Source organism: Paenibacillus sp. Y660 (assembly GCF_057221575.1).
Map to the genome: position 1 here is coordinate 149,033 of NZ_JBXBBJ010000004.1, position 25,974 is coordinate 175,006.

At 47.2% G+C, this 25,974-nt stretch carries 27 protein-coding genes and 1 pseudogene; 20 read left to right on the top strand and 8 right to left on the bottom strand.

Annotation, left to right across the window (positions count from 1 at the left end; all coding sequences use genetic code 11):
- Positions 1–193: 193 nt before the first annotated feature.
- The 4 genes from AC2TDN_RS07635 (at position 194) to AC2TDN_RS07650 (ending at position 4,948) form a co-directional block, all read left to right on the top strand.
- The gene (locus AC2TDN_RS07635) at positions 194–1,261 is read left to right on the top strand and encodes an LLM class flavin-dependent oxidoreductase (RefSeq protein WP_484687515.1); all 1,068 of its coding nucleotides are present in this window, start codon (positions 194–196) and stop codon (positions 1,259–1,261) included.
- Positions 1,262–1,515: 254 nt separating this feature from the next.
- Complete coding sequence (locus AC2TDN_RS07640; RefSeq protein WP_484687516.1) at positions 1,516–2,028, top strand: GyrI-like domain-containing protein; 513 nt, start codon at positions 1,516–1,518, stop codon at positions 2,026–2,028.
- A 417-nt stretch (positions 2,029–2,445) separates the two neighbouring features.
- Positions 2,446–2,679: a hypothetical protein gene (locus tag AC2TDN_RS07645; protein ID WP_482067299.1), complete on the top strand. Its 234-nt coding sequence runs from the start codon at positions 2,446–2,448 to the stop codon at positions 2,677–2,679.
- A 187-nt stretch (positions 2,680–2,866) separates the two neighbouring features.
- Positions 2,867–4,948 (top strand): transglycosylase domain-containing protein, encoded by a 2,082-nt coding sequence (locus AC2TDN_RS07650; protein WP_484687517.1) that lies wholly within the window; start codon positions 2,867–2,869, stop codon positions 4,946–4,948.
- Positions 4,949–5,050: 102 nt separating this feature from the next.
- Here the strand turns inward: AC2TDN_RS07650 and AC2TDN_RS07655 are convergent, their stop codons facing one another.
- A complete protein-coding gene (locus tag AC2TDN_RS07655; RefSeq protein ID WP_484687518.1) occupies positions 5,051–5,398 on the bottom strand; it encodes a hypothetical protein in 348 nt (115 codons plus the stop codon).
- 207 nt (positions 5,399–5,605) lie between these two features.
- Between AC2TDN_RS07655 and AC2TDN_RS07660 the strand changes: the two genes are divergently transcribed.
- The 6 genes and pseudogenes from AC2TDN_RS07660 to AC2TDN_RS07685 form a co-directional block, all read left to right on the top strand.
- On the top strand, positions 5,606–5,902 hold the full coding sequence (locus tag AC2TDN_RS07660; RefSeq protein ID WP_482067296.1) for an antibiotic biosynthesis monooxygenase family protein: 297 nt from the start codon (positions 5,606–5,608) through the stop codon (positions 5,900–5,902).
- Positions 5,903–5,940: 38 nt separating this feature from the next.
- Positions 5,941–6,351 (top strand): hypothetical protein, encoded by a 411-nt coding sequence (locus AC2TDN_RS07665; protein WP_484687519.1) that lies wholly within the window; start codon positions 5,941–5,943, stop codon positions 6,349–6,351.
- Positions 6,352–6,381: 30 nt separating this feature from the next.
- Positions 6,382–7,164, top strand: coding sequence for an SDR family NAD(P)-dependent oxidoreductase (locus AC2TDN_RS07670; RefSeq protein ID WP_482067294.1), 783 nt, complete (start codon positions 6,382–6,384; stop codon positions 7,162–7,164).
- A 249-nt stretch (positions 7,165–7,413) separates the two neighbouring features.
- Positions 7,414–7,893 (top strand): ferric iron uptake transcriptional regulator, encoded by a 480-nt coding sequence (fur, locus tag AC2TDN_RS07675; protein ID WP_482067293.1) that lies wholly within the window; start codon positions 7,414–7,416, stop codon positions 7,891–7,893.
- Between the two features lie 513 nt (positions 7,894–8,406).
- Positions 8,407–10,842, top strand: a complete 2,436-nt coding sequence (locus AC2TDN_RS07680; protein ID WP_484687520.1) for a bifunctional diguanylate cyclase/phosphodiesterase — start codon at positions 8,407–8,409, stop codon at positions 10,840–10,842.
- A 40-nt stretch (positions 10,843–10,882) separates the two neighbouring features.
- Positions 10,883–10,987: pseudogene (locus AC2TDN_RS07685) on the top strand (phage tail protein); the annotation flags it as partial.
- Here AC2TDN_RS07685 and AC2TDN_RS07690 read toward each other — a convergent pair.
- Together AC2TDN_RS07690 and AC2TDN_RS07695 are read right to left on the bottom strand one after the other, a co-directional pair.
- Positions 10,977–11,168, bottom strand: coding sequence for a cysteine-rich CWC family protein (locus tag AC2TDN_RS07690; RefSeq protein ID WP_482067291.1), 192 nt, complete (start codon positions 11,166–11,168; stop codon positions 10,977–10,979). The pseudogene AC2TDN_RS07685 and the gene AC2TDN_RS07690 overlap by 11 nt on opposite strands.
- Positions 11,169–11,247: 79 nt before the next feature.
- Entirely contained in the window at positions 11,248–12,054 is an 807-nt protein-coding gene (locus AC2TDN_RS07695; RefSeq protein WP_484687521.1) for a Cof-type HAD-IIB family hydrolase, read from the bottom strand.
- A 136-nt stretch (positions 12,055–12,190) separates the two neighbouring features.
- Here AC2TDN_RS07695 and AC2TDN_RS07700 point away from each other — a divergent pair, with 136 nt between their 5' ends.
- The 3 genes from AC2TDN_RS07700 to AC2TDN_RS07710 all read left to right on the top strand — a co-directional run bounded on the left by AC2TDN_RS07700 (position 12,191) and on the right by AC2TDN_RS07710 (position 14,504).
- Entirely contained in the window at positions 12,191–13,615 is a 1,425-nt protein-coding gene (locus AC2TDN_RS07700; protein ID WP_484687522.1) for a S41 family peptidase, read from the top strand.
- A gap of 68 nt (positions 13,616–13,683) precedes the next feature.
- Positions 13,684–13,905 (top strand): DUF1450 domain-containing protein, encoded by a 222-nt coding sequence (locus AC2TDN_RS07705; RefSeq protein WP_482067288.1) that lies wholly within the window; start codon positions 13,684–13,686, stop codon positions 13,903–13,905.
- 95 nt (positions 13,906–14,000) lie between these two features.
- Positions 14,001–14,504, top strand: coding sequence for a ferritin (locus AC2TDN_RS07710; RefSeq protein ID WP_482067287.1), 504 nt, complete (start codon positions 14,001–14,003; stop codon positions 14,502–14,504).
- A gap of 115 nt (positions 14,505–14,619) precedes the next feature.
- Here the strand turns inward: AC2TDN_RS07710 and AC2TDN_RS07715 are convergent, their stop codons facing one another.
- Positions 14,620–15,423: an MFS transporter gene (locus tag AC2TDN_RS07715; protein WP_484687523.1), complete on the bottom strand. Its 804-nt coding sequence runs from the start codon at positions 15,421–15,423 to the stop codon at positions 14,620–14,622.
- Positions 15,424–15,684: 261 nt separating this feature from the next.
- Complete coding sequence (locus tag AC2TDN_RS07720) at positions 15,685–16,059, bottom strand: winged helix-turn-helix transcriptional regulator (protein WP_484687524.1); 375 nt, start codon at positions 16,057–16,059, stop codon at positions 15,685–15,687.
- A 250-nt stretch (positions 16,060–16,309) separates the two neighbouring features.
- Here AC2TDN_RS07720 and AC2TDN_RS07725 point away from each other — a divergent pair, with 250 nt between their 5' ends.
- The gene (locus AC2TDN_RS07725; protein ID WP_482067284.1) at positions 16,310–16,588 is read left to right on the top strand and encodes a DUF2277 domain-containing protein; all 279 of its coding nucleotides are present in this window, start codon (positions 16,310–16,312) and stop codon (positions 16,586–16,588) included.
- A gap of 82 nt (positions 16,589–16,670) precedes the next feature.
- Complete coding sequence (locus tag AC2TDN_RS07730) at positions 16,671–17,138, top strand: GNAT family N-acetyltransferase (protein ID WP_484687525.1); 468 nt, start codon at positions 16,671–16,673, stop codon at positions 17,136–17,138.
- Positions 17,139–17,242: 104 nt separating this feature from the next.
- Here AC2TDN_RS07730 and AC2TDN_RS07735 read toward each other — a convergent pair whose 3' ends face one another.
- On the bottom strand, positions 17,243–17,392 hold the full coding sequence (locus AC2TDN_RS07735) for a hypothetical protein (RefSeq protein WP_484687526.1): 150 nt from the start codon (positions 17,390–17,392) through the stop codon (positions 17,243–17,245).
- 597 nt (positions 17,393–17,989) lie between these two features.
- Here AC2TDN_RS07735 and AC2TDN_RS07740 point away from each other — a divergent pair.
- Positions 17,990–18,481, top strand: coding sequence for a DinB family protein (locus AC2TDN_RS07740; RefSeq protein WP_484687527.1), 492 nt, complete (start codon positions 17,990–17,992; stop codon positions 18,479–18,481).
- 129 nt (positions 18,482–18,610) lie between these two features.
- Positions 18,611–19,177, top strand: coding sequence for a GNAT family N-acetyltransferase (locus tag AC2TDN_RS07745; protein ID WP_484687528.1), 567 nt, complete (start codon positions 18,611–18,613; stop codon positions 19,175–19,177).
- Between the two features lie 191 nt (positions 19,178–19,368).
- Here AC2TDN_RS07745 and AC2TDN_RS07750 read toward each other — a convergent pair whose 3' ends face one another.
- Entirely contained in the window at positions 19,369–21,594 is a 2,226-nt protein-coding gene (locus AC2TDN_RS07750; protein ID WP_482067280.1) for a UvrD-helicase domain-containing protein, read from the bottom strand.
- Positions 21,595–21,663: 69 nt separating this feature from the next.
- Between AC2TDN_RS07750 and AC2TDN_RS07755 the strand changes: the two genes are divergently transcribed.
- The 3 genes from AC2TDN_RS07755 to AC2TDN_RS07765 all read left to right on the top strand — a co-directional run bounded on the left by AC2TDN_RS07755 (position 21,664) and on the right by AC2TDN_RS07765 (position 25,588).
- Positions 21,664–22,224, top strand: coding sequence for a GNAT family N-acetyltransferase (locus tag AC2TDN_RS07755; RefSeq protein ID WP_482067279.1), 561 nt, complete (start codon positions 21,664–21,666; stop codon positions 22,222–22,224).
- Positions 22,225–22,331: 107 nt separating this feature from the next.
- Positions 22,332–23,624, top strand: a complete 1,293-nt coding sequence (locus AC2TDN_RS07760; RefSeq protein ID WP_482067278.1) for an MFS transporter — start codon at positions 22,332–22,334, stop codon at positions 23,622–23,624.
- Complete coding sequence (locus AC2TDN_RS07765; RefSeq protein WP_484687529.1) at positions 23,624–25,588, top strand: glycosyltransferase family 39 protein; 1,965 nt, start codon at positions 23,624–23,626, stop codon at positions 25,586–25,588. The genes AC2TDN_RS07760 and AC2TDN_RS07765 overlap by 1 nt, the downstream gene beginning before the upstream one ends.
- 2 nt (positions 25,589–25,590) lie before the next feature.
- On the opposite strand, the gene AC2TDN_RS07770 is transcribed toward AC2TDN_RS07765, so the two are convergent.
- Positions 25,591–25,926 carry a DUF1904 family protein gene (locus tag AC2TDN_RS07770; RefSeq protein ID WP_484687530.1) on the bottom strand — a complete coding sequence of 112 codons (336 nt, stop codon included), beginning with the start codon at positions 25,924–25,926 and terminating at the stop codon, positions 25,591–25,593.
- Between the last annotated feature and the right edge of the window lie 48 nt (positions 25,927–25,974).

Below are 25,974 nucleotides of genomic sequence, written 5' to 3' on the forward strand. Positions count from 1 at the left end.
CTTCAACTCCGATTATAGAGTATCACGCAACGTGAGAGTCAACATCAAGATTTCATCCAGTCAGTGGAATCCACGAAAATGTTGGGACGCTAAAGAAGAGTAAATTGAGTTATCTATTAGCAATAATAGCTTACTAAAGTTGAGAAACCATAAAAAAATTAGTAAACTATAGTTATTGAAGGGGAGAGTGAAAATGGCCGATTTGGCAGCTAAGATTGAAATAGGAATTAGTACATTTTTGGAGACAACACCGGACCTGGTGACGGGAGAGGTCATCAGCCATGCTGAACGGCTGCGCCATGCGGTTGAGGAGATCGTGCTCGCCGATCAGGTGGGCCTGGATGTTTATGGAATCGGGGAGCACCATCGTGCAGATTATGCAGGCACCTCGCCTGCTGTCGTACTGGCAGCGGCGGCTGCTATGACGAAGAAGATTAGACTTACGAGTGCCGTTACCGTATTGTCCTCAGACGATCCTGTTCGCGTCTATCAAGCTTTTTCCACGCTTGACGGCATCTCTAACGGACGTGCTGAAATTATGGCGGGCAGGGGTTCGTTTATTGAATCCTTTCCACTCTTCGGATACAGCCTGGATGATTATGAAGAGCTATTCGATGAGAAGCTGGAGCTGCTTCTTGCGATTAGAGCTTCGGAGAAGGTAACTTGGCGCGGCGGTCACCGCCCAGCAATCGATAACCTTGCTGTTTATCCAAGGTCCGTTCAGAGCCCGCTGCCGGTCTGGATTGCAAGCGGCGGGAATGCACAGTCGGCAATTCGGGCAGGAACGCTTGGCCTTCCGATCGCCTTCGCCATCATCGGCGGTATGCCTGAGAGCTTCGCACCGTTAGTTGCTCTCTATAAGGAAGCGGCTGCACGTGCCGGACATGATCCGAACAAGCTGGAAATTGCAACACATTCGCATGGATTTGTCAGCGATACAACGGAGCAGGCGGCTGATTTATTTTTCCCTTCAACGCAGGCTCAAATGAACGTCATCGGGCGTGAGCGCGGCTGGAGACAGCATTACGATCGTGCAGCATATGATTCCGCTCGCAGTCTGCGAGGAGCTCTCTATGTCGGAGATCCTGAATATGTCGCGGAAAAAATTGTTTTGCTGCGCAAAAATTTAGGAATAACCCGTTTCTTCCTGCATGTCAATGTCGGCACGATGCCGCATCGTGAAGTGCTGCGCGCCATCGAGCTTCTCGGCACCAAAGTTGCACCGATTGTTCGAAAGGAACTTGCCCGAAACGAGGCATAGACTGAGGCGTGGTGCGATTAGTAACATAAAATGTGTGGCCGCAAGCTGGCTGCGCATTTTTTTGTATATAAGGAAAAATTCTACTTTTCTATTAGCAGGATGATGGTAATATAGAAAGAGATCGATCATTTTTTTGAAAAAGTTTCGTTAGATTTTTGTCATCAATGGCATCTCACATATATAGAAGCTGTTTTTCCATTTTCAGCGCGATGAAGTAAAGCCGTAAATACGTGAATAGGGAGCGATTAACCGTCATGATCATTGAAACCAAAATGATTGAAAAGCCGGCTTTTACCGTTGTAGGCATTACCGATTCGATTCAATTTGATTCGTCGCTGCCGCCATCGGAGAACAAAATTGCTACGCTGTGGGGCGTATTCGGGAAGCGTATTCCAGAAATAGCGGGTCAGCTCGGCTGGCGCAGCTTTGGTCTTATGCTGCAAAACCCGGATAACCCGCCTGGTGCGCCGTTCGAGTACACAGCCGCTGTACAAGTCAATCCAGGCAGCGACATTCCAGACGGTATGATTCGTTTCGAAGTGCCGGCTGCGCGCTATATCGTGCTGACTCTTCGCGGCGAGCTTGATTGCATCAGCGAAGGTTTCAGTTATTTCTGGGGTGAATGGCTGCCTAACAGTTCATATGAATATGACGGAGGCAGCCGCACTGGCAAATATGAATTCGAGTTTTATGACCAGCGTTACACGCAGCCGGACGATCCGAATTCCGAGATTGATCTGTATTTCCCTATTCGCGTAAAATCTTGACGGAGGGAGCAGCTTATCATGCAAAAGACAATAGCTGTTGAGTTGGTCGAAGTGGCGCCATTCCCTTCGATTTCACGATGCTGTACCCCGTGCGGAAGAAATTGCAAGTCAACAAATACAGTTAGAATGCGCTACATAGTTTAATCTAAAGCAGGTTTCAAGGCTGTCGGTTTACCGACAGCCTTACCTGTGTTTACAAGCCTATTTGTTTCATCAGCCGTTCAGGAATAGATGTGATCCGATTTGATCGGATTTGCAAATTTGTAAATCGTCGCCCTTATCGTTCGAACGACTAAATTTTGAATGTAAGGTTCTATTTTTTGGCGCCCTGAATATAGTAGTTAACGAAGCCCTATTGTTGCAGGTCTGCCGTAATGATTGCAAAACAATAGAATAGGGCAGCAGGAGGCATAAAAGTTGAACGAGGCACGGAAGCAGATTCAGATGAACGAAGAGAAAAGCTATAGCAGCAGGGACGTACTGTATGAGATTGAACAAACGATCGAGGAGCTGGAAATTTATTTAGAAGCAAATCCGGATGATGAGATCGCACAGGTGCAGTATCAGCAATTTTTAAACAAACGGGAGAACTTTACGCTTTTTTTGTCGGAAGCAGGCAATGGGATTTATTATTCCGAAATGCAGGCATAACCAAATAGAGTGAATCGGTCTTGATGTTTACGATTTGCCAAAAAGGTCTAAAAGATGCTGGGAGCAGGCAACTGTTTCCCGGCATTTTTTTGTGCAAATAAGCAGCTAATGAGTCAAACGTACTAAAAACGACAACCTTCTACGAATAATTTAGATCAGACAGAAGCAATAGCATAGGGGAGAAATGATGAAGATCAATCAAGCTTTTCGTATGAAAAAGATAAATGTAAAACGACTGCTGCTCATAGGTGCAGTCTTGTTCATTGTCGCCTTGCTTGGCGGATGGGCAGTTTTTCGCTATTTTGTAAGCGTGCAGGATATTGGGCAGCTTGAGGTGCCGCTGCCAGCAGCCACGATTTTGTACGACCAAAATGGAACGGAAGCGACCCGTATTTCATTCAATAAAATTGAAGAAATCAAGTATGATGACATGCCAAAGCATATGGTGGATGCGGTTGTTGCGGTAGAGGACAGACGCTATTTTGAACATAATGGGATGGATATGCGAGCGATCGGGCGCGCTTTTTGGACAAATTTTACATCAGGTGGCACGGTTCAAGGCGGCAGTACAATTACGCAGCAACTGGCCAAAAACGTCTTTCTGTCGCATGAGCGGACTTGGTCACGGAAGTGGAATGAGGTGCTTCTCGCGAAGAAGATTGAGGAGAACTATAACAAACAGGAAATTATAGAGATGTACCTCAATCAGATTTACTACGGCGAAGGAGCTTGGGGAATCGATAGGGCGTCGAATACTTATTTTGGCAAGCAGCCTAAGCAGCTTACAGTAGCGGAAGCAGCTCTGCTCGCAGGCTTAATTAAGGCACCTTCCGCGCTTACTCCTTATAAGCATTTGGATAAAGCGCTTGAGAGAAGGAATGTTGTCCTTCAGCTCATGAAGGATCAAGCATTGATTAGCGAGGAAGTATACAATAAGGCCATTCGTGAACCGATTCAGCTTTTAAGCTCAAAGCCTAATCGTGTAGACGACATCAGCTATCCTTATTATGTCGATCAAATCATCCGCGAGGCTATGTCGCAATATGGATTATCGGAAAATGAGGTGCTGCAGGGCGGGCTTCGCATTTATACGGAGTTGGATACGAAAATGCAGCAGTCGGCGGAACAGGTTTATGCGACGGAGTCACTGTTCCCGGATAGTGCAGCAGATCAGCTTATCCAAAGCGGCGCTGTCCTCGTTGATCCTCGTGATGGCGGCATTCGGGCGCTAGTCGGAGGAAGAGGGGAGCAGCCGTTCCGCGGCTTCAATCGGGCGACGCAGCTAAAGCGCCAGCCCGGCTCAACGATCAAGCCCATAGCAGTCTATACGCCTGCACTAGAGCTTGGCTATAAGCCAAGCGACGAGCTTGTGGATGAGCCGATAAACATTAACGGTTATGAGCCGCAGAACGCAGACGGATCCTTTCATGGCGAAGTGTCGCTGTATGAAGCATTAATTAACTCTTATAATATACCAGCTGTGAAGCTGTTGAATGAGATGGGAATCGAGAAAGGAATCGATGCGGCAACGCGTTTCGGCATTCCTTTGACGGAGCAGGATCGCACGCTGGGACTTGCGCTTGGCGGTCTTCATGATGGCGTATCGCCGCTTAACATGGCCGAAGCCTTCGGCGTATTCGCGAATGATGGCGTTCGCCAAAATGCGCATGCCATTTCGCGCATCGAGTCGGCTGACGGGGAAGTGCTGGCTGTATTTGATCAGAGTGCGGGCAGTAAGAAAGTAACGGATTCTGACATAGCACGCACGATGACCGCTATGCTGGAGGGAGTCATAAAGGAAGGAACAGGTGTAGCTGCAAAGCTGCAGGATCGCCCGCTTGCCGGCAAGTCAGGTACGACACAAATGCTCGGAACGACAGGCTATGGCGCGAAGGATAATTGGTTTGTCGGATACACGCCTCAGCTTGTAGGCGCCGTTTGGCTGGGCTACGATCAGAGCGACAGCAGCCATTATTTGTCGACAAGCTCCAAGGCCGCAGCTGTCGTATTCCAGGCTATGTTCGCTGGAGCATTAAAGGATGAGCCGGTCATCCCTTTTCCAAAGGCTCCTGATCTTTTTCCGAAGAAGAAGGACAAGGACAAGAAAAAGGAATCGGATAAGGATCGTGACCGAAAAAAGGAAAGGGAAGACAAGAAGGATCGGAAAGAAAGAGAAAAGGATAAAAAGAGAGATAGAGATAAAGACGATGATAGAGATAAAGACGATGATAGAGGAAAGGGACGTAACAAGAGGGAAGACAATGATTAAAGTACGGTTCGGAAAATAGAGCAGAGGGGAGGTGAAGCCTCGAAATGCGCTGGCAGCCATTTCGAGCGTTCACCTCCTCTTGTTTATGCCCGCCCAGTGCCGTTATTTCCCTTTGGCTACGATGAACCCGACCAGAACGATAGCAAGACCGGTCCATGTGCGCCAATTTGGCGATTCCCGCAAAAAGATAAACCCCATCAGCAGCGAAATGAACATTTCCAATCCCTTCGAAGCAAGCAGCACATACCCAAGATTACCAATTGCTTTGTACCCCAGCTTTATCCCGTAGCCAATGCAGAGATTCGCGCAAAGGAACAATGGCAATGCCAATAGCTGAAACTTTAGCGTAGACCAAAACTGCGGATCGATATGCTTGCTTTGATAAGAGAAAACAACATTTACAATGAGCAGCCCAGTCAACAGCAGCGAAGAGCTATAAATATAATACAAGGTGACCTCCAAATTTTTTTGTCCTCTACAAATAATGTTTCCATCAGCCAACACTTTTATGAAAAAATAGCTTGCTGCGAAACGCAATAAAAGGGTTTAATTTTTTGATGTACGAATAGATAACGTTTTGGCGAAAGGATTAGGGATCGCTTATGGTGTTTTTTTGACAATTCGTATATGCTAGTTTTAAATGAAGGGACTGATTCTATGATTCTGGAAGTTGCAGTCTTGCAGGTTAAATCGGGATTGACAGACGATTTTGAGCGTAGTTTCAAGAAAGCCTCGGCGATCATTTCCAGCATGAAGGGCTATATTAGCCATGAGCTTCAGAAATGCATGGAAGAAGACCGGAAATACATATTGCTAGTGAAATGGGAGACGCTTCAGGATCATACGGAGGGCTTTCGGGGATCAGAAGCGTATTTGGAGTGGAAAAGCTTGCTTCACCATTTCTACGATCCGTTCCCTACTGTTGAGCACTACGAAGCTGTGGATCTGGGCTAGCTGGATTTTAAACATGAAATTGAAAATAGGCATAGAGGGTGAAGAGCATTCAAGATTTTATACCATTGCATCTCTGCTTCGATGGTGTTGGTCGAGAGGTTGAAGTATTAGATGTCATTCAAGTGGATGATGATATTTATAGAGTCGAGGAAAATCCTGTTTTTACGGAAAAGGTCGGTTTCGGCGACGTTATTCGTGTGAAAACAACGAACGATGTATCCATCTATATAGAAACGATTGAAAAATCAAAGTTCACCAGACATAACTGGCTCCTTAGCAAAGAAGTGATTTACTCGCTGGAGCTGAAAATTTTAAAAAACAAAATTCGTGAATGGGAAGGCAAGAGCCAGCAAGTATTCGGAGGTATCTTTATTGTAAACCTGCCAATGAATACGAATGTCGATATAAACGGCGAGGTGCAAAAAGTTATAAAAATGGTTCAAAAATAAGCAGCGAGCGAAGCGGAGGCGAAGAAAACGATGGAGCTTGGATTAAAGGGCAAGGCAGCAATCATTACTGGCGGCAGCAAAGGAATTGGGCTGGCAACGGCATTGCTGCTGGCTGCGGAAGGCGCTGAGGTTGCGATTGTCGCTAGGGAGCTAGAGTCGCTTCAGCAAGCTGCAGCGCAAATCAAGGAGCAGACAGGCAAAGAGGCTTTCGTTATTAGCGCCGACGTATCGAAGCCGGAGGATGCCGATCGAGCGGTAGCTTTGGCGGCAGCGCGCTTTGGAGGCGTCAACATTCTTATCAATAATGCAGGAACGTCGGCCGCTCGGCCATTCGAGCAGGTCGGGGCTGAGGCGTGGACGGCTGATCTTGATTTGAAGCTGCTCGGAGCCGCTCAATTCTCACGCGCGGTGCTGCCGCATATGCGGCAGGCAGGCGGCGGAGCTATCGTAAACGTAACGGCAATCGGCGGGAAAACGCCAGGCGCTTCCTCGCTGCCGACCTCCGTCAGCCGTGCAGCAGGCTTAGCGCTAACCAAGGCGATGAGCAAGGATTTGGCTGCTGACCGCATACGCGTTAACGCGGTGTGCATCGGACTAATTCGAAGCGCGCAAATCGAGCGCATGTGGCAGGCCAAGGCACCTGAGCTGAGCTGGGACGAGTTTGCAGCCGACAAGCGCCATGGCATACCGCTTGGGCGGATTGGAAATGCGCAAGAGGCAGCCAATGTCATTGGCTTTCTCGTATCGGATGCTGCGTCCTTCGTGACGGGAACCTCCGTCAATATTGACGGAGGCCTATCTGCGGTGCTGTAAGCTGCTGCAATAAAGATAATAAAAGCTCCATGCAGATTCCCGTATCGCACGGCTGTCTGCAGGAGCTTTTTTTTCACGACTTGCCGCTTATAGCTAATGCTTAGCCTCATTTACGGATGTATTAAAATATGGTATTTGCTAATTTTGAAAAAGTATACTACCATTAAATTATAATCATTCTAAAGTAAGCCCTTGCATTAAGGAAATGCTTTTAAGTGCAGGCTTTTAAATAAAAGGAGGTATCCTTGCATGTTAAACATCACGGCAGAAATGGACCGAATTAATCGGCATTTGATGGCGAACGGATACAAACTAACGACGCAGCGCGAGATCATATTGCGCGTGCTGCTTGAGAACGAAATGGATCATTTGAGCGCAGAAGGCGTATTTATGCTCGTGAAGCAAAAATATTCCGAGATTGGCCTTGCTACGGTATATCGGACGCTTGAGCTGCTGGCCGAGCTGCATGTTGTGGAGAAAATGAATTTCGGAGACGGCGTAGCCCGTTATGATCTTCGCGGCGACGTGAATGAGCATATGCATCATCATCTCATATGCGATGAATGCGGCTCGCTCAAGGAAATTAAAGAAGATTGGCTGTTTGAGATCGAGCAGCGGATTGAACGGGAGTTTGGCTTTAAGGTAATGGACCATCGGCTTGATTTTACAGGAACATACAAATCATGCAATAAAGGCGAGTGCAAGCGGACGCGTAAAGCCGTTTCTTAATCGAATCGCCAATGTACAAGCATAAAGAGTCTTTCCACCGAGGTGGAGGGGCTCTTTGTTTTTCGTCGATCTCTCTTCATTTCTTGACGGGTAAGTGGCTGGCAGCGGCCAAGGTTGATTTAAGGGAAGGCGGCCATTTAGAGCTTACCTTTGATTTGACAGAGGGAAATGCCTTCACCGGGAAAATTACCATTCACCAGAAATATGCGCAAATACTTGATGGAGGCATGGGGTAAAGCAAGTCGGCACCTCGCGAGCATGATAGAATGGATACCGCATAAAAAAAAGCTGCTCTAGGCCAACAACCTAAAGCAGCTCTTTCTCATTTCATATGAAGCTTAGCCGATAAGCTAATGAAGCAGGGTGAGCTGCAAGCGGCCTGTCGTGCCTGACAGCAAAACCATGCTGTAATCTAAACAATAGCATATATTTTCAAAAAAATTTCAAAACAATCATGTATAATGAAGTAATATTCAGTCACACAGTCATTTTACATAGAATAGAGGGGATGAAATGGAGCATATTCACGGTTCGTATGATAGTATATTAGTTTTTTTCTCATATATTATTGCAGTGATGGCTTCGTATACTGCGCTTGATTTAGCTGGAAGAGTAAGCACTTCTAAGGGGAGAACAAGACTCGGCTGGCTATTGTTTGGTGCGGCAGCGATGGGAATGGGCATTTGGTCGATGCATTTTGTCGGCATGCTTGCCTTCAACCTGCCCGTAACGATCAAATATGATTTAATTATTGTGCTGTTATCGGTTGCTGCAGCCATGGTTGCTTCGTTTATTGCGTTGTATGTTGTCGGCCGAAGCGAGTTAACAGGCATTCAACTGCTCACCGGCGGCTTATTGCTTGCCTCAGGGATTTCAATCATGCATTATGTCGGCATGTCTGCAATGCTTATCCATATTACATATACTCCGGTTATTTTTATTTTATCTGTTCTTATTGCATTTGGTACATCCATTGCCGCATTATGGCTAGCATTCTATTTCCGCAAGGGTGGTCAGCGCGGGGAGTTTTGGAAAAAGCTTGGAAGCGGAGCGATAATGGGTGCTGCGATCGTCGGCATGCACTATACAGGCATGGTAGCGGCTAATTTTCACAACAGCAGCAAGTCTGCCCTTTTCTACAGCGTGATTTTGGACCAAAAATGGCTGGCCTATTTCATTGCGGGCGGGATATTGTTTACACTCGGCCTATCTTTATTCGGCATTTATATTTCGAAGCAGCTTGCAAGCAAAGATCAGGAGATCGAGCAAAACGAGAAGTGGTATAAGTCCTTATACGAAAATAGTCAGGATGGCATCGTTTCCGTTGATTTGCAGCATCGCGTCATTAGTTTTAATGCCGTTGCCTTGCATATAACAGGCTATAGCGGCAAACAGGTTATCAATCAGCCCATTTCTACGTTGAGTTCGATTATTGTCAGCGAGGACCTTGAGAACGTAAAGAAAATGTTCCACAGTACCTTTCAGGGAGCGAGTTCAAATTATGAAACGTCGATTATCCGCCATGATGGCGTCAGACTTGATCTTAGCGTCACAAATGTTCCCGTGATCGTGGAAGGCAGCGTTGTCGGGAGTTATATTATTTTTAAAGACATAACAGAAGAGATGCAGGCGAAGCGGAAAATTAGCCATTTGGCGTTCCATGACGAGCTTACGGGCTTGCCGAATCGCCGCATGTTCAATCAAGCCATCGCTCAAGCAATCGAAGATAGCAGTGTAAGCAAGTCACCGTTTGCCGTCATGGTGCTTGATATCGACCGGTTTAAAATGATCAACGATTCGCTTGGCCACACAGTCGGCGACCAATTTTTGAAAGAAGTCAGCGTGCGCATTGAGCAATCCGCTTCAGGGCATAACGTCATCCTCGCACGTATGGGCGGCGATGAGTTTACGCTGCTATGCTGCGATTACGAATCGCAGGAGACGGTTAAGGGGCTGGCTCAGCAGATTATTAACAGCATCCAATCCCCATACAGGTTGAAGGACAGCGATTTCTATGTGTCTGCGAGCATTGGTATTGCGCTGTTCCCAGGCCATGGACAGGATGCTGTTCAATTGCTGAAAAATGCCGATACGGCCATGTATGAGGTGAAAAAAAGAGGGAAAAATGGCTATCAGTTTTTCACTACCAAGTTTGACCAAATTTTGCAGGAAAAAATCGAACTAGAGGGCGATCTGAGAAAGGCTATCGAACGAGGCGAGCTGCTGCTGCATTACCAGCCGCAAATTCGGACAGAGGATCATGCGATGATCGGAATAGAGGCGCTTGTACGCTGGGAGCATCCGTCCAGAGGCTTGTTGTCTCCGGGCATCTTTATTCCGCTAGCCGAAGAGACGGGGCTCATTTACGATCTAGGAACGTGGGTGCTGCGAGAGGCTTGCGGCCAAATGTGTAGATGGCATGCCGAGGGAGGACCGCTCATCCCTATTTCGGTGAACTTGTCCTCGCAGCAATTCCATCAGCCTAAACTAGCGGAATATATAATGGCTATTTTAGAGGAGACAGGTCTTGAATCGCAATATTTGGAGCTTGAAATAACGGAAAGCATGATGATGGACGCCTCCGTATCAAGCAGTATTTTGAACCAATTAAACGAATATGGCATTAAGATCAGCTTGGACGATTTTGGAACGGGATACAGCTCGCTCAGCTATTTGAAAATGTTCCCGATTCACAAGCTTAAAATCGATCGCTCCTTTATCCGTGATATTACAGAGAATAACGGTGATAAAGCGATTGTAGCCACGATTATTGCGATGGCGCAGCATTTGAATATGGAGGTTATTGCGGAAGGCATTGAGACGAAGGATCAGCTTGATATTTTGACGGAAAATGCATGCAGAAAGATTCAAGGCTATTATTTCAGCAAGCCGTTGCCGGCAAACGACGTGGAGAAAGCTTTTTTTATACCTAGTCGCGCAGTGCAGTAGTCGGTTAATTGCATATGAACATCAAATGTTGTGCACAGTCGCAATCGGAGCAACAGGTCAAAACATGCCTCATAATAATATGCAGCCCTTTTTGGGCTTAAACTTCATCATCGCCCTTACAGGCATATTTCCACCTAGGTCTTAGCCGATTTTTGATAGGCCATTACACATGACTTGCAAATGCAGGCTTTATTGCGTTTTTCTTCTGGAACCTGCCCAAGAAGAGCCTCAGGAAATTTTTCGCGAAAGCACCAGCAATCGGCTGCTCCTTCTTGTGCAGCTTTGATGCCGCACTCATTTGGCTTACCGCATATCGGACAATTCATTGTTCTATGCTCCTATCTTGTAGAAACAGCCCTTTCGCTTCTGGCGGAGGGGCTGTTTTGCGTATTGTGCAAATCTTGCCTATTCAGCAGATGGTTGAAGGACAAACTTCTCGATAACGTGGCGCACGCCTTCTTCATTGTTCGATAGCGTAACGTAATCGGCGATATCCTTCAGCGATTGAATCGCATTGCCCATCGCTACGCCAAGGCCAGCCGCGATAATCATTTCATTGTCGTTCCATGCATCGCCAAGGGCAATCGTTTGGTCCATCGTACAGCCTAAGTGCTCAGCCATAAACCGCAGGGCATGTCCCTTCGTACCTTCCTTATGCATGAACTCCAAGTAATGCGCTTTCGATTTTGTAATATGAACGCGATCGCCTATGAGCAGCTTTAGCTCCTCGGCAATAACGTCAAGACGAGCGGGATCGTCGATGATCAGCATTTTGTTCATCGGAAAGTCGAGCAATTTATTGAAGTCAGGCTCTATTTTATATGGAATGTTGGAAAGCTTGGAATAGGCTTTTATTTTATCATTATCTTCTGTTCCGTACAGCTCGTCATCTACATAAAGCTGCAGGTGAAGCCCATTTGCTTCAGCATACGCGTGAAGCTCTTTGGCTGCATCGATAGGAACGTTTCTCTCATATAATACTTGACCATCGAGCAGTGTTTTGACGAGGGCTCCCTGATAAGTAATAATAGGAACATTGAGTTCAATTTGCTTGGCGATCTTTTGGGCGGAAGCGAACATGCGTCCCGTTGCGAGTGTAACCGTCACACCCTGCGCAATGGCAGCCTCCATCGCACGCTTCGTGCCTTCCGTTACGGTTAGGTCATCCGTTAATAAGGTGTCGTCAACATCAATTGCAATAAGTTTATACATACTAGCGGTGAAGCTCCTCTCCAGCTCTCTAATTTTTAGATTAGGTTGATTGTAGCTAAAATGATCCACACATACAAGACTTTGCGTATGCTTTCGAAGTAAGTTTTGCTTCGTAAAATTTTAAGGAGATGAACAGATGAACAATTTTACATCAGCGGCATCAAAACAACGATTTCTGACTTTCTGCGTGCTGGGCGCTGTTTTGTTTACAGCCGTCGGCTTTGCACTGGGCCTGCTATGGATGGGCAATCGATATCCGATGCTGAAGGAGCCGGCATTCAAGCAATTTACCGTCTCTTACACTAAAATTATAAATGATTATTTAAACGGCGCGGAGCCGAAAAAGCTTATAAACGGCGCGGTAGAAGGGATGGTTGCTTCACTTGAGGACCCGTATTCCCGCTATTTGGCCGAGGAGAAGGGCAGCGCATATACGGAATCCTATGAAGGTCAAATTTATGGTATTGGCGCTGAAATACGCGAGGAAGAGGGGCAGTTTGTCATCAGCGGACTTACGAAGGGCGCTCCTGCCGAACGCGGCGGCTTGCTGCCGGGCGATACCATCCTCTCGGTAGATGATCAGAAGCTGAGCGGAAAGACGTTTGAGGAGCTGCTGGGCGTCATTAGAGGCGAAGAAGGAACGTCGGTCTCGCTCAAGGTTCAGCGACCGAATCAGGCCGAACACATTGCGCTGACGCTGAAGCGGGAAGCGATTCCGATTCATACCGTTACTTCTGAGATGCTCGAGGGCGGTATCGGCCATGTGACGATCAGCCGCTTTGCAGAGAAAACAGCGGATGAATTTGAGGCAGCACTTGCCGAGCTGCAGGCGAAGCAGCCGCTTAAAGGTTTTCTGCTTGATATGCGCTCGAATCCGGGGGGCCTGCTGCAGCCGACCATCAATATCGCGAGCACGCTTATTCCGAAGGACAAGGTTATTTTGAACGTTGTATACAAAAACGAGCGCCAGACGATTACTTATAAATCGAAGCAAGAGAAGGAATGGACCGTACCGATTGCAGTGCTCGTAAACGGGCAATCCGCCAGCGCCAGCGAGGTGCTGACAGCTGCTTTGAAAGAATCGGCAGGGGCTGCTGTAATTGGGGAGAAAACGTACGGCAAAGGCGTCGTTCAAGCCTTTAATCAATTTAAAGACGGCTCGGTCCTAAGCTTAACGGAGGCTCAGTGGAAGACGCCTGGAGGAACTTGGATTAATAAAACGGGCGTTTCGCCGGATTTTACAGTAAAACTGCCCGCATATACCGAGCTAAGACCGCTTGCTATCGGCTCGGATATGAAAGTGGGAAGCTACGGCGAGGATGTGAAGACGCTGCAGCAGATGCTGAAGGTGCTGGGCTATACGCCTGCGGGTCAAGAAGGCCTGTTCGACAATCAGACAGCTGAGGCTATGCGCAAGTTCCAAGCTGCCGAGAAGCTGGAGGTTACGGGCAGCTTTAATGACAAGACAGGCTATCAACTGCTCGAGCGGCTGCGCGAGAAGCTTGGACGAGAAGACAGCCAGCTGCATAAAGGATTAGACGTTCTAAAAAATCGCAGTTGACAACGGGGATGATAATCATTATCATCAAGTAGGAAGCAAATCCTTCGTTGCGCTGCGGGGTGAATCGGATGAAGAAGATAAAGTATTGCAAACGGAATTTAAAGAATGGTTCAGAGCCGATTTTTAAGGCAATGAAAAGCGAATATCCGGATATTAAGCAGAAGAAAAGCGATTGTCTCGGCGATTGCAAAACCTGCAAGCTAGAGTGCTTCGTCGTCGTTAAGTCGAAGACGGTTAGCGCACCGTCTCCAGAGAAGCTCTATAAACGATTGAAAAAAATGATCGGTTAACAATTAAATATGGATACATTTACAAGAACGGCATTTGCCGTTCTTTATTTTTATGTTAGAATAAGTACAATCTAGGAAAGTTGAGGTGCACGAGCATGAATGATGGATTGGCAGAAGCTTTAAATGAACAGATGAATTTTGAATTTTATTCAGCGCATGTGTATCTAGCAATGGCAGCGTATTGTTCGGGCGAGAGCTTGGATGGTTTCGCTAACTTCTTCATTGTACAAGCTGAGGAAGAACGGTTTCATGCTATGAAAATATACAAATTCCTGAACGACCGCGGCCGTCGTGCGACGCTTTCCGCTCTAGGAGAGCCAAATAACGATTACGCGTCCATCTTGGACACATTTGAGCAAGGCTACGGGCATGAGCAGCAAAATACGAAACGCTTCTACAATTTGTCTGACCTTGCGATCAGCGATCGTGAGCATGCGACGATCAACTTCCTCAAATGGTTTATCGATGAGCAGGTTGAAGAAGAGGCGCTGTTTGACAATATCATTCATAAGCTGAAGCGGATCGACAAAGACAGCAACGCTTTCTATATGCTCGACGCTGAGTTTGCTACTCGCTCTTTCACGGCGCCGGCGCTGTAAGGAAGAGAACAGCTTACGCTTAGCAAATTACGAAGAGACCGTCCTTTTCGGGTAGAATACTCTACCTGAGAACGACGGTCTTTTTTTTGAAGTGAAAAGCGGGTATTCGTGGTGGTTATTGAATGGAGGGGTTGATGAGCATTCTTTTGCTCTTCCGGAAGGAGATGACTGCAGCGATGAATGCCAGAAGCAGCGAAGTGCTAGCAATCCATGGATTGTATAAAACAGACTCGTTCCATGTTACAGCCATGCCCCCGACTCCCGCCCCCATCGCCAGGCCGATCTGGGTCACGGAAGTGTTTAGGCTGATGACGAGATTTGCGGATTGTGGCACTTTCTCGATGAAGTAGGTTTGCGTTGCAGGGCCCATAATGAACATGGACATAACCCAAATCGAAAGAAGTGTTATGGCAAGAGGGAACGAGTGAATGGACAGCGGAAGCAAGGCAAGCGTTATGACATGAGCAACCATACTTGTGATCATTATGCGTACGCTTCCCCATTTGTCGACAGCGGAGCCTCCGATGCGGGAGCCGATTGCCCCAGCAATTCCGAATGCCAGCATGATCAACCCGATTGAGGATACGCTCCTATGCAAAATCGAGTCTAGAAAAGGAGTTAAATACGTGAACATGATGGAGTTTCCTGCTTCCCTGAGGAATGAGGCGAGATTGCCGGCAATGAAGAAAAGCATAGCAAGAATCAGCAGCTTTTTTCGTCCCATTCGCGAAGTCACCGATACGACGACAGGGGTTCCAATCGCGAAAGCGAGTGAATAGACGGTAATAAGCTGCCCAGCCAGAGCAACGGAAACTTGCATTTGGTCTGCCAATATATTCAAAATGCCAGCAACGACGAGTTCCGAGGTAGCGGTGAAGAAGACAGCTATCGTTAAAATATAAATGACAATCCGGTTCATAATGGTTTAGTCCTTTCAATTTGGGTATGATGGATTCCTCGCTTTGGATGAAAGCCGATGTTGTTATTCAAGCAGTTGGCCGCGTCCGGCAAAATGCTTAACTGAATTATAATCAAGTTACTTTAGATAAGTAAGAACGCAAAACAGTTGGACATCATCCATTTATATGGACTAACTAACTTTAAGTAAGTGAGAGGTTTTATGTCCATGACAAAAAACCGCCAAGGGATAGATCCCCTGGCGGTTCATTACACAACGCGATTAAGATGATTTTTCAGAAGGTTGAGCGGTCTGCACCGTGTTGCCCCACTTTTGCACCCATTTATCCATTTCCATTAACGCTGTTTGAAAATCGCTGCCCTTCTCCGTCAGAGAGTATTCCACCGTGACGGGGACTGTTGGAAAGACCTCGCGCAAAACAAGACCGTTTTTTTCCAAGTGACGAAGGGTATCCGTAAGGGATTGGGTCTTGACGATGGCTACATTGCGCTGGAGCTGATTGAACCGCTGCGGACCCCTCAGCAGCTCCTCAAGAACGAGGAAAGCCCATTTGGCGCCCAATATTTGCAACACCTCGCAGATGCTGGAGCCGGCACTCTCCTTGCAGTCGCCATGCTGGCTGTCTTGATCGGCCATGGGCTGCCCCTCCTAATTCATCGATAATTTAACTAGAGCAAAGAACGACAATTTAACATTATTTTATGCTACCATTATGATCCTGCGCTTTTCATCATGTCAATCGTTTGAGGAACTTTTCCACCTTAGGCACGTCTATTTGGGTAGATAGGGGTATGGTAAAATGATAATAACTTGGAGGATCTTTAGGTGAAAATATAATATAGCTATGCTGCGAAACAACAAAATATCGATTAAAAAGGAGAAGAACATGTGCAGAAATATTAAGACGTTATTTAACTTTGACCCGCCCGCGACAGAGGAAGAGATCCAATCGGCTTCGCTCCAATTCGTTAGAAAGCTCTCGGGCTTCAACAAGCCGTCACAGGCGAATGAGGAGGCCTTTCATCGTGCTGTAGAGGAGGTGGCAGCCGCCGCCCGTACGCTGCTGGATTCCCTTGTAACAAACGCAGATTCTCGGAACCGCGAGGTGGAGATTGAGCGTGCCCGCGCGAGAAATGCTCAAAGGTTCGGAACCAGCAGGGAGTAAGCTCGTTCCATAGCGAGCTTATTGTGCTCGAATAAGGAGATGAAGCAATGAATATACGTGTATTGGACAATCGGATGCCTCATTGTACCAACAATTACGGTTAAGCTCGCTTAAGGTCAATCCAGAAGCCTTTGGATCAACTTTTGAGAGAGAAGCGGTATATACACTTGAAACGGTAGTAGAGCGAATAAAACCGACTACGGATAAATTTGTTATCGGTGCTTTTGATGCTAAAAGTTCGTTAGTGGGGATTGTAACTTTTATGCGTGATAACGGCTTGAAAACTGCCCATAAAGGCAATGTTTACGGGATGTACGTAGTTCCAGAAATGCGAGGCAAGGGTTTGGGGAAGCTGCTCATGCTTGAACTAATCATAATGGCAAAAGCTTGTGATGGTTTGGAGCAAGTGAACTTAACAGTCGTATCTAATAACGAATCCGCGAAGAAGCTTTACGAATCAATTGGATTCGTGGTTTATGGCGTAGAGCGGAGCGCCTTGAAATTCAACGGGCAGTATTTTGATGAGGACTTCATGGTTTTAAAGCTTTAATTAGATCTCAAATGAAGGTAAATAGGGGCTATTAAGCAGGAACATCGGCAGCCTATGACATCATTTTCGATTTGTAGACTGCCGATGCCCATTTATTTTACTTTCTATGTCTGCTTGTCAGTTCGGACTTCTCCCTCGATAGGTACAATCATGACATCCGCTAATTCTTTGATCAAGCTGTAGTCGTTAAAGCCAAGCTCGGTGCTTTTGCCTTGACTATCTATCGTTCCGTACACGATTTTTTCAAGCATCAAATGTTTTTGTGATTCCAATGACCGAAAGTGAAGCTGTTGTTGCTTGAATCTATTTTTTCAAAAGTGAAGCCTCCTTGTTTTATCTTCATTCTTCCTAAATGTTAATAATTTTCATATGCTAACTTTTTCTCATGCATTGAACATTTTATATGATCTTGGCCACGTTTCCTATTTCAAGAGAGGTTTGCCGCCTCTTCTCAAAATGATAAAAGTACTGCGCAGCAGCCTCCATATAAAGCCGGGAGATCAAGTAAAGCTAATTTCACCAGTTGATCACCTGCCGTTACAGCAGTCAGCAAGGGCGGAGTATCTTCCAGCCGAGTATAAGTTTTGGGCAAAAGACTAAAGCGACAAAATTCCGGTATGTAATCAGTCATTAAGACAAGACAGCATTTTCTGACTACTTTCACAAAGGACTGCCGCTCGGCAGTCCTTTCATTTTACAGCAGTAATCGGCAACCAGCACCATCCATTCATTATACCTGTTTTCTACATAGAACAAAGCTTCCAGTTGTAGTAAGCTGTTATCAATTATAGTCGACGAAACGTTAACGAGCTCCAGAGCATAATTGCACCTATTAAAAGGAGGTTTTCCTATTGCATACAATGTTCCATTACAATTGGCTGGTCAGGGAAGAGTGGTATCGGTGGTGCGAGGACGTACCGGAGGAGGAGCTGCTTCGCAGCCGAACAGGCGGCGTTGGCGGCATTTTGCACACGCTGTTCCATATTGTTGATGTGGAGTGGAGCTGGATTCGAGTTATCCAGGGTAAACCTGATTTCGAAGAAAGCTTTGAGGACTACAGCACTTTGGATAAGGTGCGTAAGCTTGACGCTGCATTTCACGCAGAAGTTGAACCATTCGTAAGCACTTGGGACGCTAGCATGGAGCATCGTCCTTTTTATGACAATAAGCCGGACGGGAGCGTTGAGTTGTTCGCGTGGGGAGAAATCTTGCGTCATGTGATCGCTCATGAAATCCACCATATCGGTCAATTGTCTGTATGGGCACGTGAAATCGGGAAAGAGCCTATTTCTGCCAACCTAATCAGAAAAGGACTTATGAAGGTATCCGAAAGTAAAATCTGATTGATGGCGAATACGAGAGCAAGTTTGCATAATATACGCAGGCTGCTGTGTTGTCCTGGGAGGGGGATTTTATGCAACTAGGAAGGCTGCCGGCAGACAAGGACAGTAGTGAGTATAGGAGGATTAGCCTTGAAGGAACAAATAACAGAGCCTCAAATAAAGGAAAGCAGCATTGACTTAAGAATGGCGCGGGAATCTGATTTGGATGCCTATTATACTTTTTTGCAAGATTCCGAGATGACTCTGCTGACGGGCTCGCAAACGGATTTTACCCGCGATGCAATAGAAGCGTGGATTCGGAAAATTAGCGTCGTAGATGAAGCACGTGTTGACTTTATGATTATATTAAAGGAAACGGATGAGCTGCTGGGAGAGGTTGTATTGAATGAAATCGATACGGTCAACCGCAGTGCGAATATACGGATCGGCATTCAAGGGACGCAGCATCGCGGTAAAGGCTACGGTACGGAAGCGATGCTCCATATGCTTCGGTACGGATTTGAGACGCTTAAGCTGCATCGTATTCATCTGGGCGTTTACGCTTTTAACCCCCGTGCCATCCATGTATATGAGAAGCTTGGCTTCCAACGCGAGGGAGTGGAGCGGGATGCGCTTTATTTGGACGGGAAGTACCATGATATGATCACGATGGCTATGCTGGAGGATGAGTTCCGTGCCATATATGGAGCGGAGTAGAACGTATGACAAAAAACAGCGGCAGTCTAAAGCATGATTTTCATGTTTAGGCTTTCGCTGTTTTATTTGCCCATTTCAAGCTCCTGGTTAAATAAATCATCATTCAGCTCGGCATAGATTTTATCGATGATATCGACGCCGATTTGCGTATGCATCTCAATGATTTGCCGCTCAATAATAAGCGAGAGTTTTCACTTTTTCTTTGGCAGTATCTTCGTTCCTTGCTCCATAGGCGATTGGCATAACGGGCATGCACGAGTCTCCGATTGCGAATCCTCGTACGTTATAATCCGCTGCCATACCTCGCAGGAATCGCTGGTGCAAAGCCATGCGAGAGCCGATTCGGAAACTCCCTCTTCCTCCTTCATAAAGGCGGAGCGGATAAAGCGCGAAAGCTCTGCAGGCTTGCCGCGATATAGAGCAGGTGAGCTAATGTACAGCTCTTCCTGCGCTCTTGTGACGGCAACGTAAGCGAGCCGCCGTTCCTCTTCCAGCGCTTCGGCAAGCGCATCATCGCCAGTCTGGATGGAGCTCCGATCACTATGTTTGTCGGCTGCAAGCGCAGAGCTATGAGGGAGAATGCCCTCCGAGACGCCGATCACGAATACGACCGGAAATTCAAGTCCCTTGGATTTATGGATCGACATCAACGATATGGCGCTGCGGTTATGTGCATGCTTCTGAAGCTGCTGTACGGCAGCATGCTTGTCCGTAATATCATCAATATAGGCGAGGAACGCTTCGATCGTATCGTAGGTGCTTGCGGCGGCCTCGAATTCATCGAGCACTTCCTTTAGCCCTTCTTTGTGCTCCGTCATTTCATGGCGCTTGCTCGTTTCTAGAAATTGGTCATAAAAGGCTTGACGTAGCTGCATAATAGCTGAAGCAGGCTTCATATCGGTCAACGATTTAACGAGTTTGATGCGCTCTTTGATTTTGTCCTTCTGAAAGTCCTTCAGCTGCGGAAATTCAAGGAGATGAATGAGCGGCCACTTCTTCGCACGCTGCCTGTCCTGGTTCCATATGAAGGCCATTGCCTGCTCCCGGTTGACATAGAGAGAAGGGAGCAAAATTTCCATCGCATCGAAGTTTCGGCGATCCTGGGCAAGCCTTAGATGCGCAAGCAGAGGCTTAATGGTCCATTGATCATAAAATAGCTGGCCGTCGCCGAAGTCGATAAACGGAAGCTCCTTTGTTAGAAGCAGCTCGATTAGCGCTCTGCTGCTGCTCGCTGTACGGAACAAAACAGCAAAGTCTCCAAAGGAGCGTTTGCCTTGTGTCGTTTGCGACATAATGGTATCTACGATTAGCTTTGCTTCGTCCTGCGTCGTTTTGAGCCGCGCGTAGGATGGGCTTGCGCCTTTTGGCTTCACAGCCAGTAACGATTTCTCCTTGCGCAGCTTATTATATTGAATGATCGCATTGCCAAGCCCAACGATCGTGCTGGTCGAGCGGTAGTTGATATCCAATATATAAGTTGCCGCACCGGGATATTGATGCTCGAAGTTCAAAATATAATCGTTCTTTGCTCCGTTGAAGGAATAGATCGTCTGATCGTCATCGCCTACGACCATCAGGTTGCGATGCTTGTCAGCGAGCATCTGAATGAGGACGTATTGGACTTGATTCGTATCTTGGAACTCGTCGATCATAACGTACTGAAAGCGTCTTTGCAGCGTTGCAAGCAGCTCCGCGTCATCCTTGAGAAGCTTGTACGCTTCCAACAGAAGATCATCGTAGTCGAGCTTATCCAGCTCCTTCTTCCACTGCTCGTAACGGGTAAACAGCAGCTTCAGCTCTCTCTCTTCCGTTGTCGCTGCTGGAAGATCGCTTACGTTGATCATTTGCAGCTTAATCGCCGACAGCTGGGCAAGCAGCGTCTCCGGCTCATAGTCGTTTTGCAGCAGCAGCTCGCGCATGAGCCGCTTGAAAAAAATATGCTTTTGTCCGGTTTCGCCAAGTATCCCTTGACGATAGCCGCGCCCCCTTAGCAGCTGGAGGCAGAACGAATGAAAGGTTCGGGCCTCAACGCCGCTTGCCGCCTGCGGATTCAGCACAGGAAGCGAGCGAATGCGGCTTCGCATTTCATCTGCGGCTTTTTTGGAAAAGGTCATCAGCAAAATTTGCTGCGGCTGGACTTGCTGGACGGCTAGCAAATATGCTGTTCGGCATACGAGTACAGATGTCTTGCCCGAACCGGCACCTGCAAGCGTGAGCGCAGGCCCTTTTTCATGGCGCACCGCAGCAATTTGGGGGCGGTTGAGCGAAATGCCGTACTGCTCGAGCGCACGGAAAAAACCAGCATCCACTGCACTGGCGCCAACAAGCTGGCGGCTTGTTTCGGCCTCTGCCCGGGGGGCAAAGGGGACCTTGCTGTCTCGAATGCCTATGGGAAATGTATAATAGTCATTACTCACTACTTCATCACCTTCAGAAACAATATTTATCTATTATAACAGAACATAAAAAGAATGAGGGATGTCACCATGATTGGACCAGCCAGAAAAGAAGACGTACAGGAAGTATTGCCGCTTATGCTTGCTGCGATAGGCAACATCGCTTACACGCTTGCGGGAACCGATGACAGAGCAGAGGCAGAGCGCATATTATCCGACTTTTATACACGTGAAGACAATCGGATTAGCTATAAGCATGTGCTCGTTGATCGAAGGGAAGAGGGAATAGCAGGGATGCTAATCAGCTATGCAGGAGATGGAGCAGCCGCGCTCGACGAGGCTTTTGTTACGCGGCCAGGGCGGGATAAGGGGCCTCGCTCTAACGAGATCATCGCCGTGGAAGCGCAAGAAGGCGAATATTATTTGGATTCAATCGCTGTCGATGAGCGTTTTCAAGGGCAAGGCATTGCCAAAGCACTTATTAGCGCTTTTGAACAGAAGGGCCTAGAGGAAGGCTACAACAAGCTTTCGTTGATTGTCGAGCCATACAATACGAGAGCGCACGCCATTTATAAAAAGTTGAATTTCATTGAGGAAGGCATGATTGAAGTGAGCGGAAGCCAGTATATTCGAATGGTTAAGCATATCTAGTTAATTTAAAAGTTAGATATGGAATAATAAGGGTTTGTAAGGTAAGATGAGAGAGTTATAAACATGGTTTGTAATAGACTTTCATCGTAACCGGGAGCGTGTTATTTATGGCCAATGCAAGCTTTAAATCGAAATTAGCTTACAGCTCAGGAAATTTATCTGTTAATTTAATTGCACAAGCTTTTGCATCCTACATCGTTTTTTATTATGTGGATGTGCTGGGCGTAAGACCGGCCTTAATCAGTGTTGCCATGGTGATTCACGGTATCGTGAATGCGGTATTAAATCCGCTCTTTGGACATCTTTCCGACCGGACGAGCTCACGTTTTGGCAGGCGGATACCTTATATGCTGTTTGGCATGGTGCCGTTGGCGGCTTTATTTACGGCAATATGGTTTCCGATCGGCACAGGCTCCGCCTTGTTCTGGTATTTTCTAACGATCGTTCTGCTATATGATATTTTGTTCGTCATGGTCGTCCTGAATTATTCCGCGCTGTTTCCTGAAATGTTCACGACGATCAAGGAGCGCGCGCAGGTATCCTCGTGGCGGCAAATGTTCGGTATACTCGGGATGATTATTGGCGTGGCGCTGCCTCCGCTCGTATACGGTGAGCTTGGCTGGGGTCCGATGGGGGCGACTTTTGCAGGCATTGCGCTTGTTTTCTTTATCGTGATGGTATCGGCAAGCAAGGAAAAAATCGTCGTACAGCGCGAAGAGATTGGGTTCGTCCAGTCATTGAAATTTACGTTCTCGAACAAAGCTTTTGTACTATTTGTAATCGGCAGCTTCTTTGCGCAGTTCACCTTTGCGATGCTGCCTGCTGCTATCCCTTTCTTTACCAAATACGTGCTCAGAGCTTCGGAAGACAGCAATACGATTTTGCTAGGCGCTATCTTCGTTGCAGCTATTCCTTTCGTATACATATGGGGGAGACTGCTGCAAAAATGGGGAGCGCGCAAAACGGTCATTGCTGCAATTAGCATCTATGCGCTTGCCATGCTGCCTTTCTTATTCGTAGCAAGCGTTGCAGCGGCTGCTGCGGCTGCGGCTGTAATCGGCATCGGCCTAGCGGGACTGCTCGTTTTGCTGGATGTGCTTTTGTCCGAAATTATCGACGAGGATGAGACGCGTACGCGGGTTCGCAGGGAAGGCATGTACTTTGGCATGAACGGCTTTATCGTCAAATGGGGCATCTCGCTGCAAGCGGTTGTGCTTGGGCTTATATTGGAGGCGACCGGATATGTGAAGGATGCCGTGCAATCGGAAGCGGCCGTATGGGGCATCCGCTCGATGCTTAGCGTTATACCGTTTGCTGCGCTGCTCATCGCGCTGCTCTTCTTCTATTTATACCCGATTCGTCAGTCTAATACTTCTACAAGAAGCGGTGAACCACAGTAATGACGAGTACGATCGAATGGGTGAAAAAAAACCAACTGCTCCTGCTGCTGTTTCTAATCGGAGCAGCAGTGAGGGTCATATACGCAGGCTCTATTCCTGGCGGCTTAAATCAGGACGAGGCTTCGATCGGCTACGAGGCGTATTCCCTTCTTCATTATGGAATCGATCGGAATGGCGTTTCGCTGCCGATTCATTTGATCGCATGGGGAAGCGGCCAAAATGCGCTTTATGCGTATTTATCTATGCCTTTCATCTATTTATTCGGATTAAATCCGTTATCGGTTCGAATGGTGAGCATACTGTTTGGGCTGCTAAGCATGGTTCTATTCTATGTGATAGCTAATCAGCTATTTAAGAGAAAGCACGCAGCTGCTGTAGCGGCCTTTTTTATCGTCATCTGTCCGTGGCATATTATGATGTCCAGGTGGGCGCTTGAGTCGAATATTTTCCCCACTCTGATTCTGCTTGCCGTATTTTTCTTGTTAAAAGCGTTCCATCAGCCGAGGTGGCTGATTGGCTTCACGATAACGCTTGCCGCTTCGCTTTATGCTTACGGCACTGCCTATTTTTTTGTTCCGGTGTTTGGACTAGGCGTACTCAGCCTGCTCGTTGCAAGAAAGGTGTTCAAGCTGCGCAGCCTGCTGTGGAATAGCGTCGTCTTCGTTATTTTAGCAGCGCCAATCGGCTTGTTTGTTCTAATAAACAGGTTCAATATGTCGCCGGTTCAATGGCTGTTCTCCATACCGAAGCTTACCGTTCCCAGAGTGGAGCAAGTATCATCGGCATTCGAAGGCAACGCCCTATCGATGTTCGTTCAACATTTCAAGCTATTTTTGAATTTGTATATCAACCAAAATGATGGCCTGCTTTGGAATGCGATACCTGAATATGGCTATATGTATCCGCTCGCTTTGCCGCTTATCGGTATAGGCATTCTGTATGGGAGCTTCAAATTAGTGAAGCAGTTCCGCGTGGAGACTGCGATTATCGCCATTTGGTTCGGAGCAGCCGTCTTACTGACGCTCATTACGGATGTGAACATCAACCGGATCAATATTATTTTTTACCCGACGCTGTACTTGGCTGTTGCTGGCTTGATGTGGCTGCATAAGCAAATCAAATATTCGCTGGTCGTTGCCATCGGCGCGTTCACACTTTTCTTTCTATTGTTCTGCGGACATTATTTCACTGCCTATGCGAAGCAAATAAGCCCGATGTTCTATGAGTCCTTTGGCGAAGCCATCTCGTACGCCTCAGATGAGACGGAGGGCAATATCTATGTAACAGACCAAGTGATGATGCCTTATATTTACGTGTTATTTTATGAAAAGATCGAACCGCAGCAATTTATAGACACGGTCGAGTATATAAACCCTGGACAGCCCTTTCAATTTGTACGCTCCTTCGGCAGGTACCATTTTGGGAAGCCTGAGCTCAAGCCGGATGAGGAGGCTGCTTATATTTTTAGCAATAACGACGCTATTCCTGACGAGAATTCAGGATACCGAATTAAGCGCTTCAAGCATTACACGGTTGTCAGCGGTAAAGGAATGATAAAACCGCCGGAGGCTCATGAAACTTTTCAAAACGGCAGCTTCGAGGAAGGTCAGCGGTATTGGTCGTTTACGGCTGGCGCAGGAATCGGAACAAATCGACCGTTTGAAGGCTCTAACCTCATGTACATCGATCCCGGCACAGAGCATAGCGCCACTCAGACATTTATAAGCGCTAATGCCGGGGAATACGTACTGTCCGCAAAAGTAAGTGCTGGCGGGGATGGCGGCACGGTTGGCATCTCTATAAATGGTGTGATGGCTCAAGAGCTGAAAGTCCTATCTCAAGAAGAATACGCAGAGATAAAGCTGCCGGCTGTTTCAGTTGCTGCGAACGATACGGTTTCTGTTTATTTTGTCGGGGGAGCGGGCTGGTTGAATGTTGATGATGTGGTGTGGAGCATGGATTGAATCTATCCTTCGACAGGCTCGCCATTAATATAGTAGCTGTCTTCGCGATACGCATGAAATACGATTTCGATCTCGGATATGCCAAGCTGGCGGACATAGTTGGTAACAATCTGCGCGAAGCGATTTCGCACCTGCTGCCCGCGCTCGAACCAGCCTACCTCGATGAAGGCGAAGTTAGCTTCACTTTCTTGACTGCCGAAGACGCTGGTCGTATTCAGGCAAGCCATGGTGAAATTATCTGAGCAGCATTCGCATAAGGCGGCAAGCTCATCGGCAAGCGGTGCAGTGACGGATTGCAGCTTCTCGGCTGGCACTCCGCGAAATATTATATGTGGCATAGTGGTATCCTCCTGGTTTATTAAATAGAAGCATCAGCTGCGCAGGTG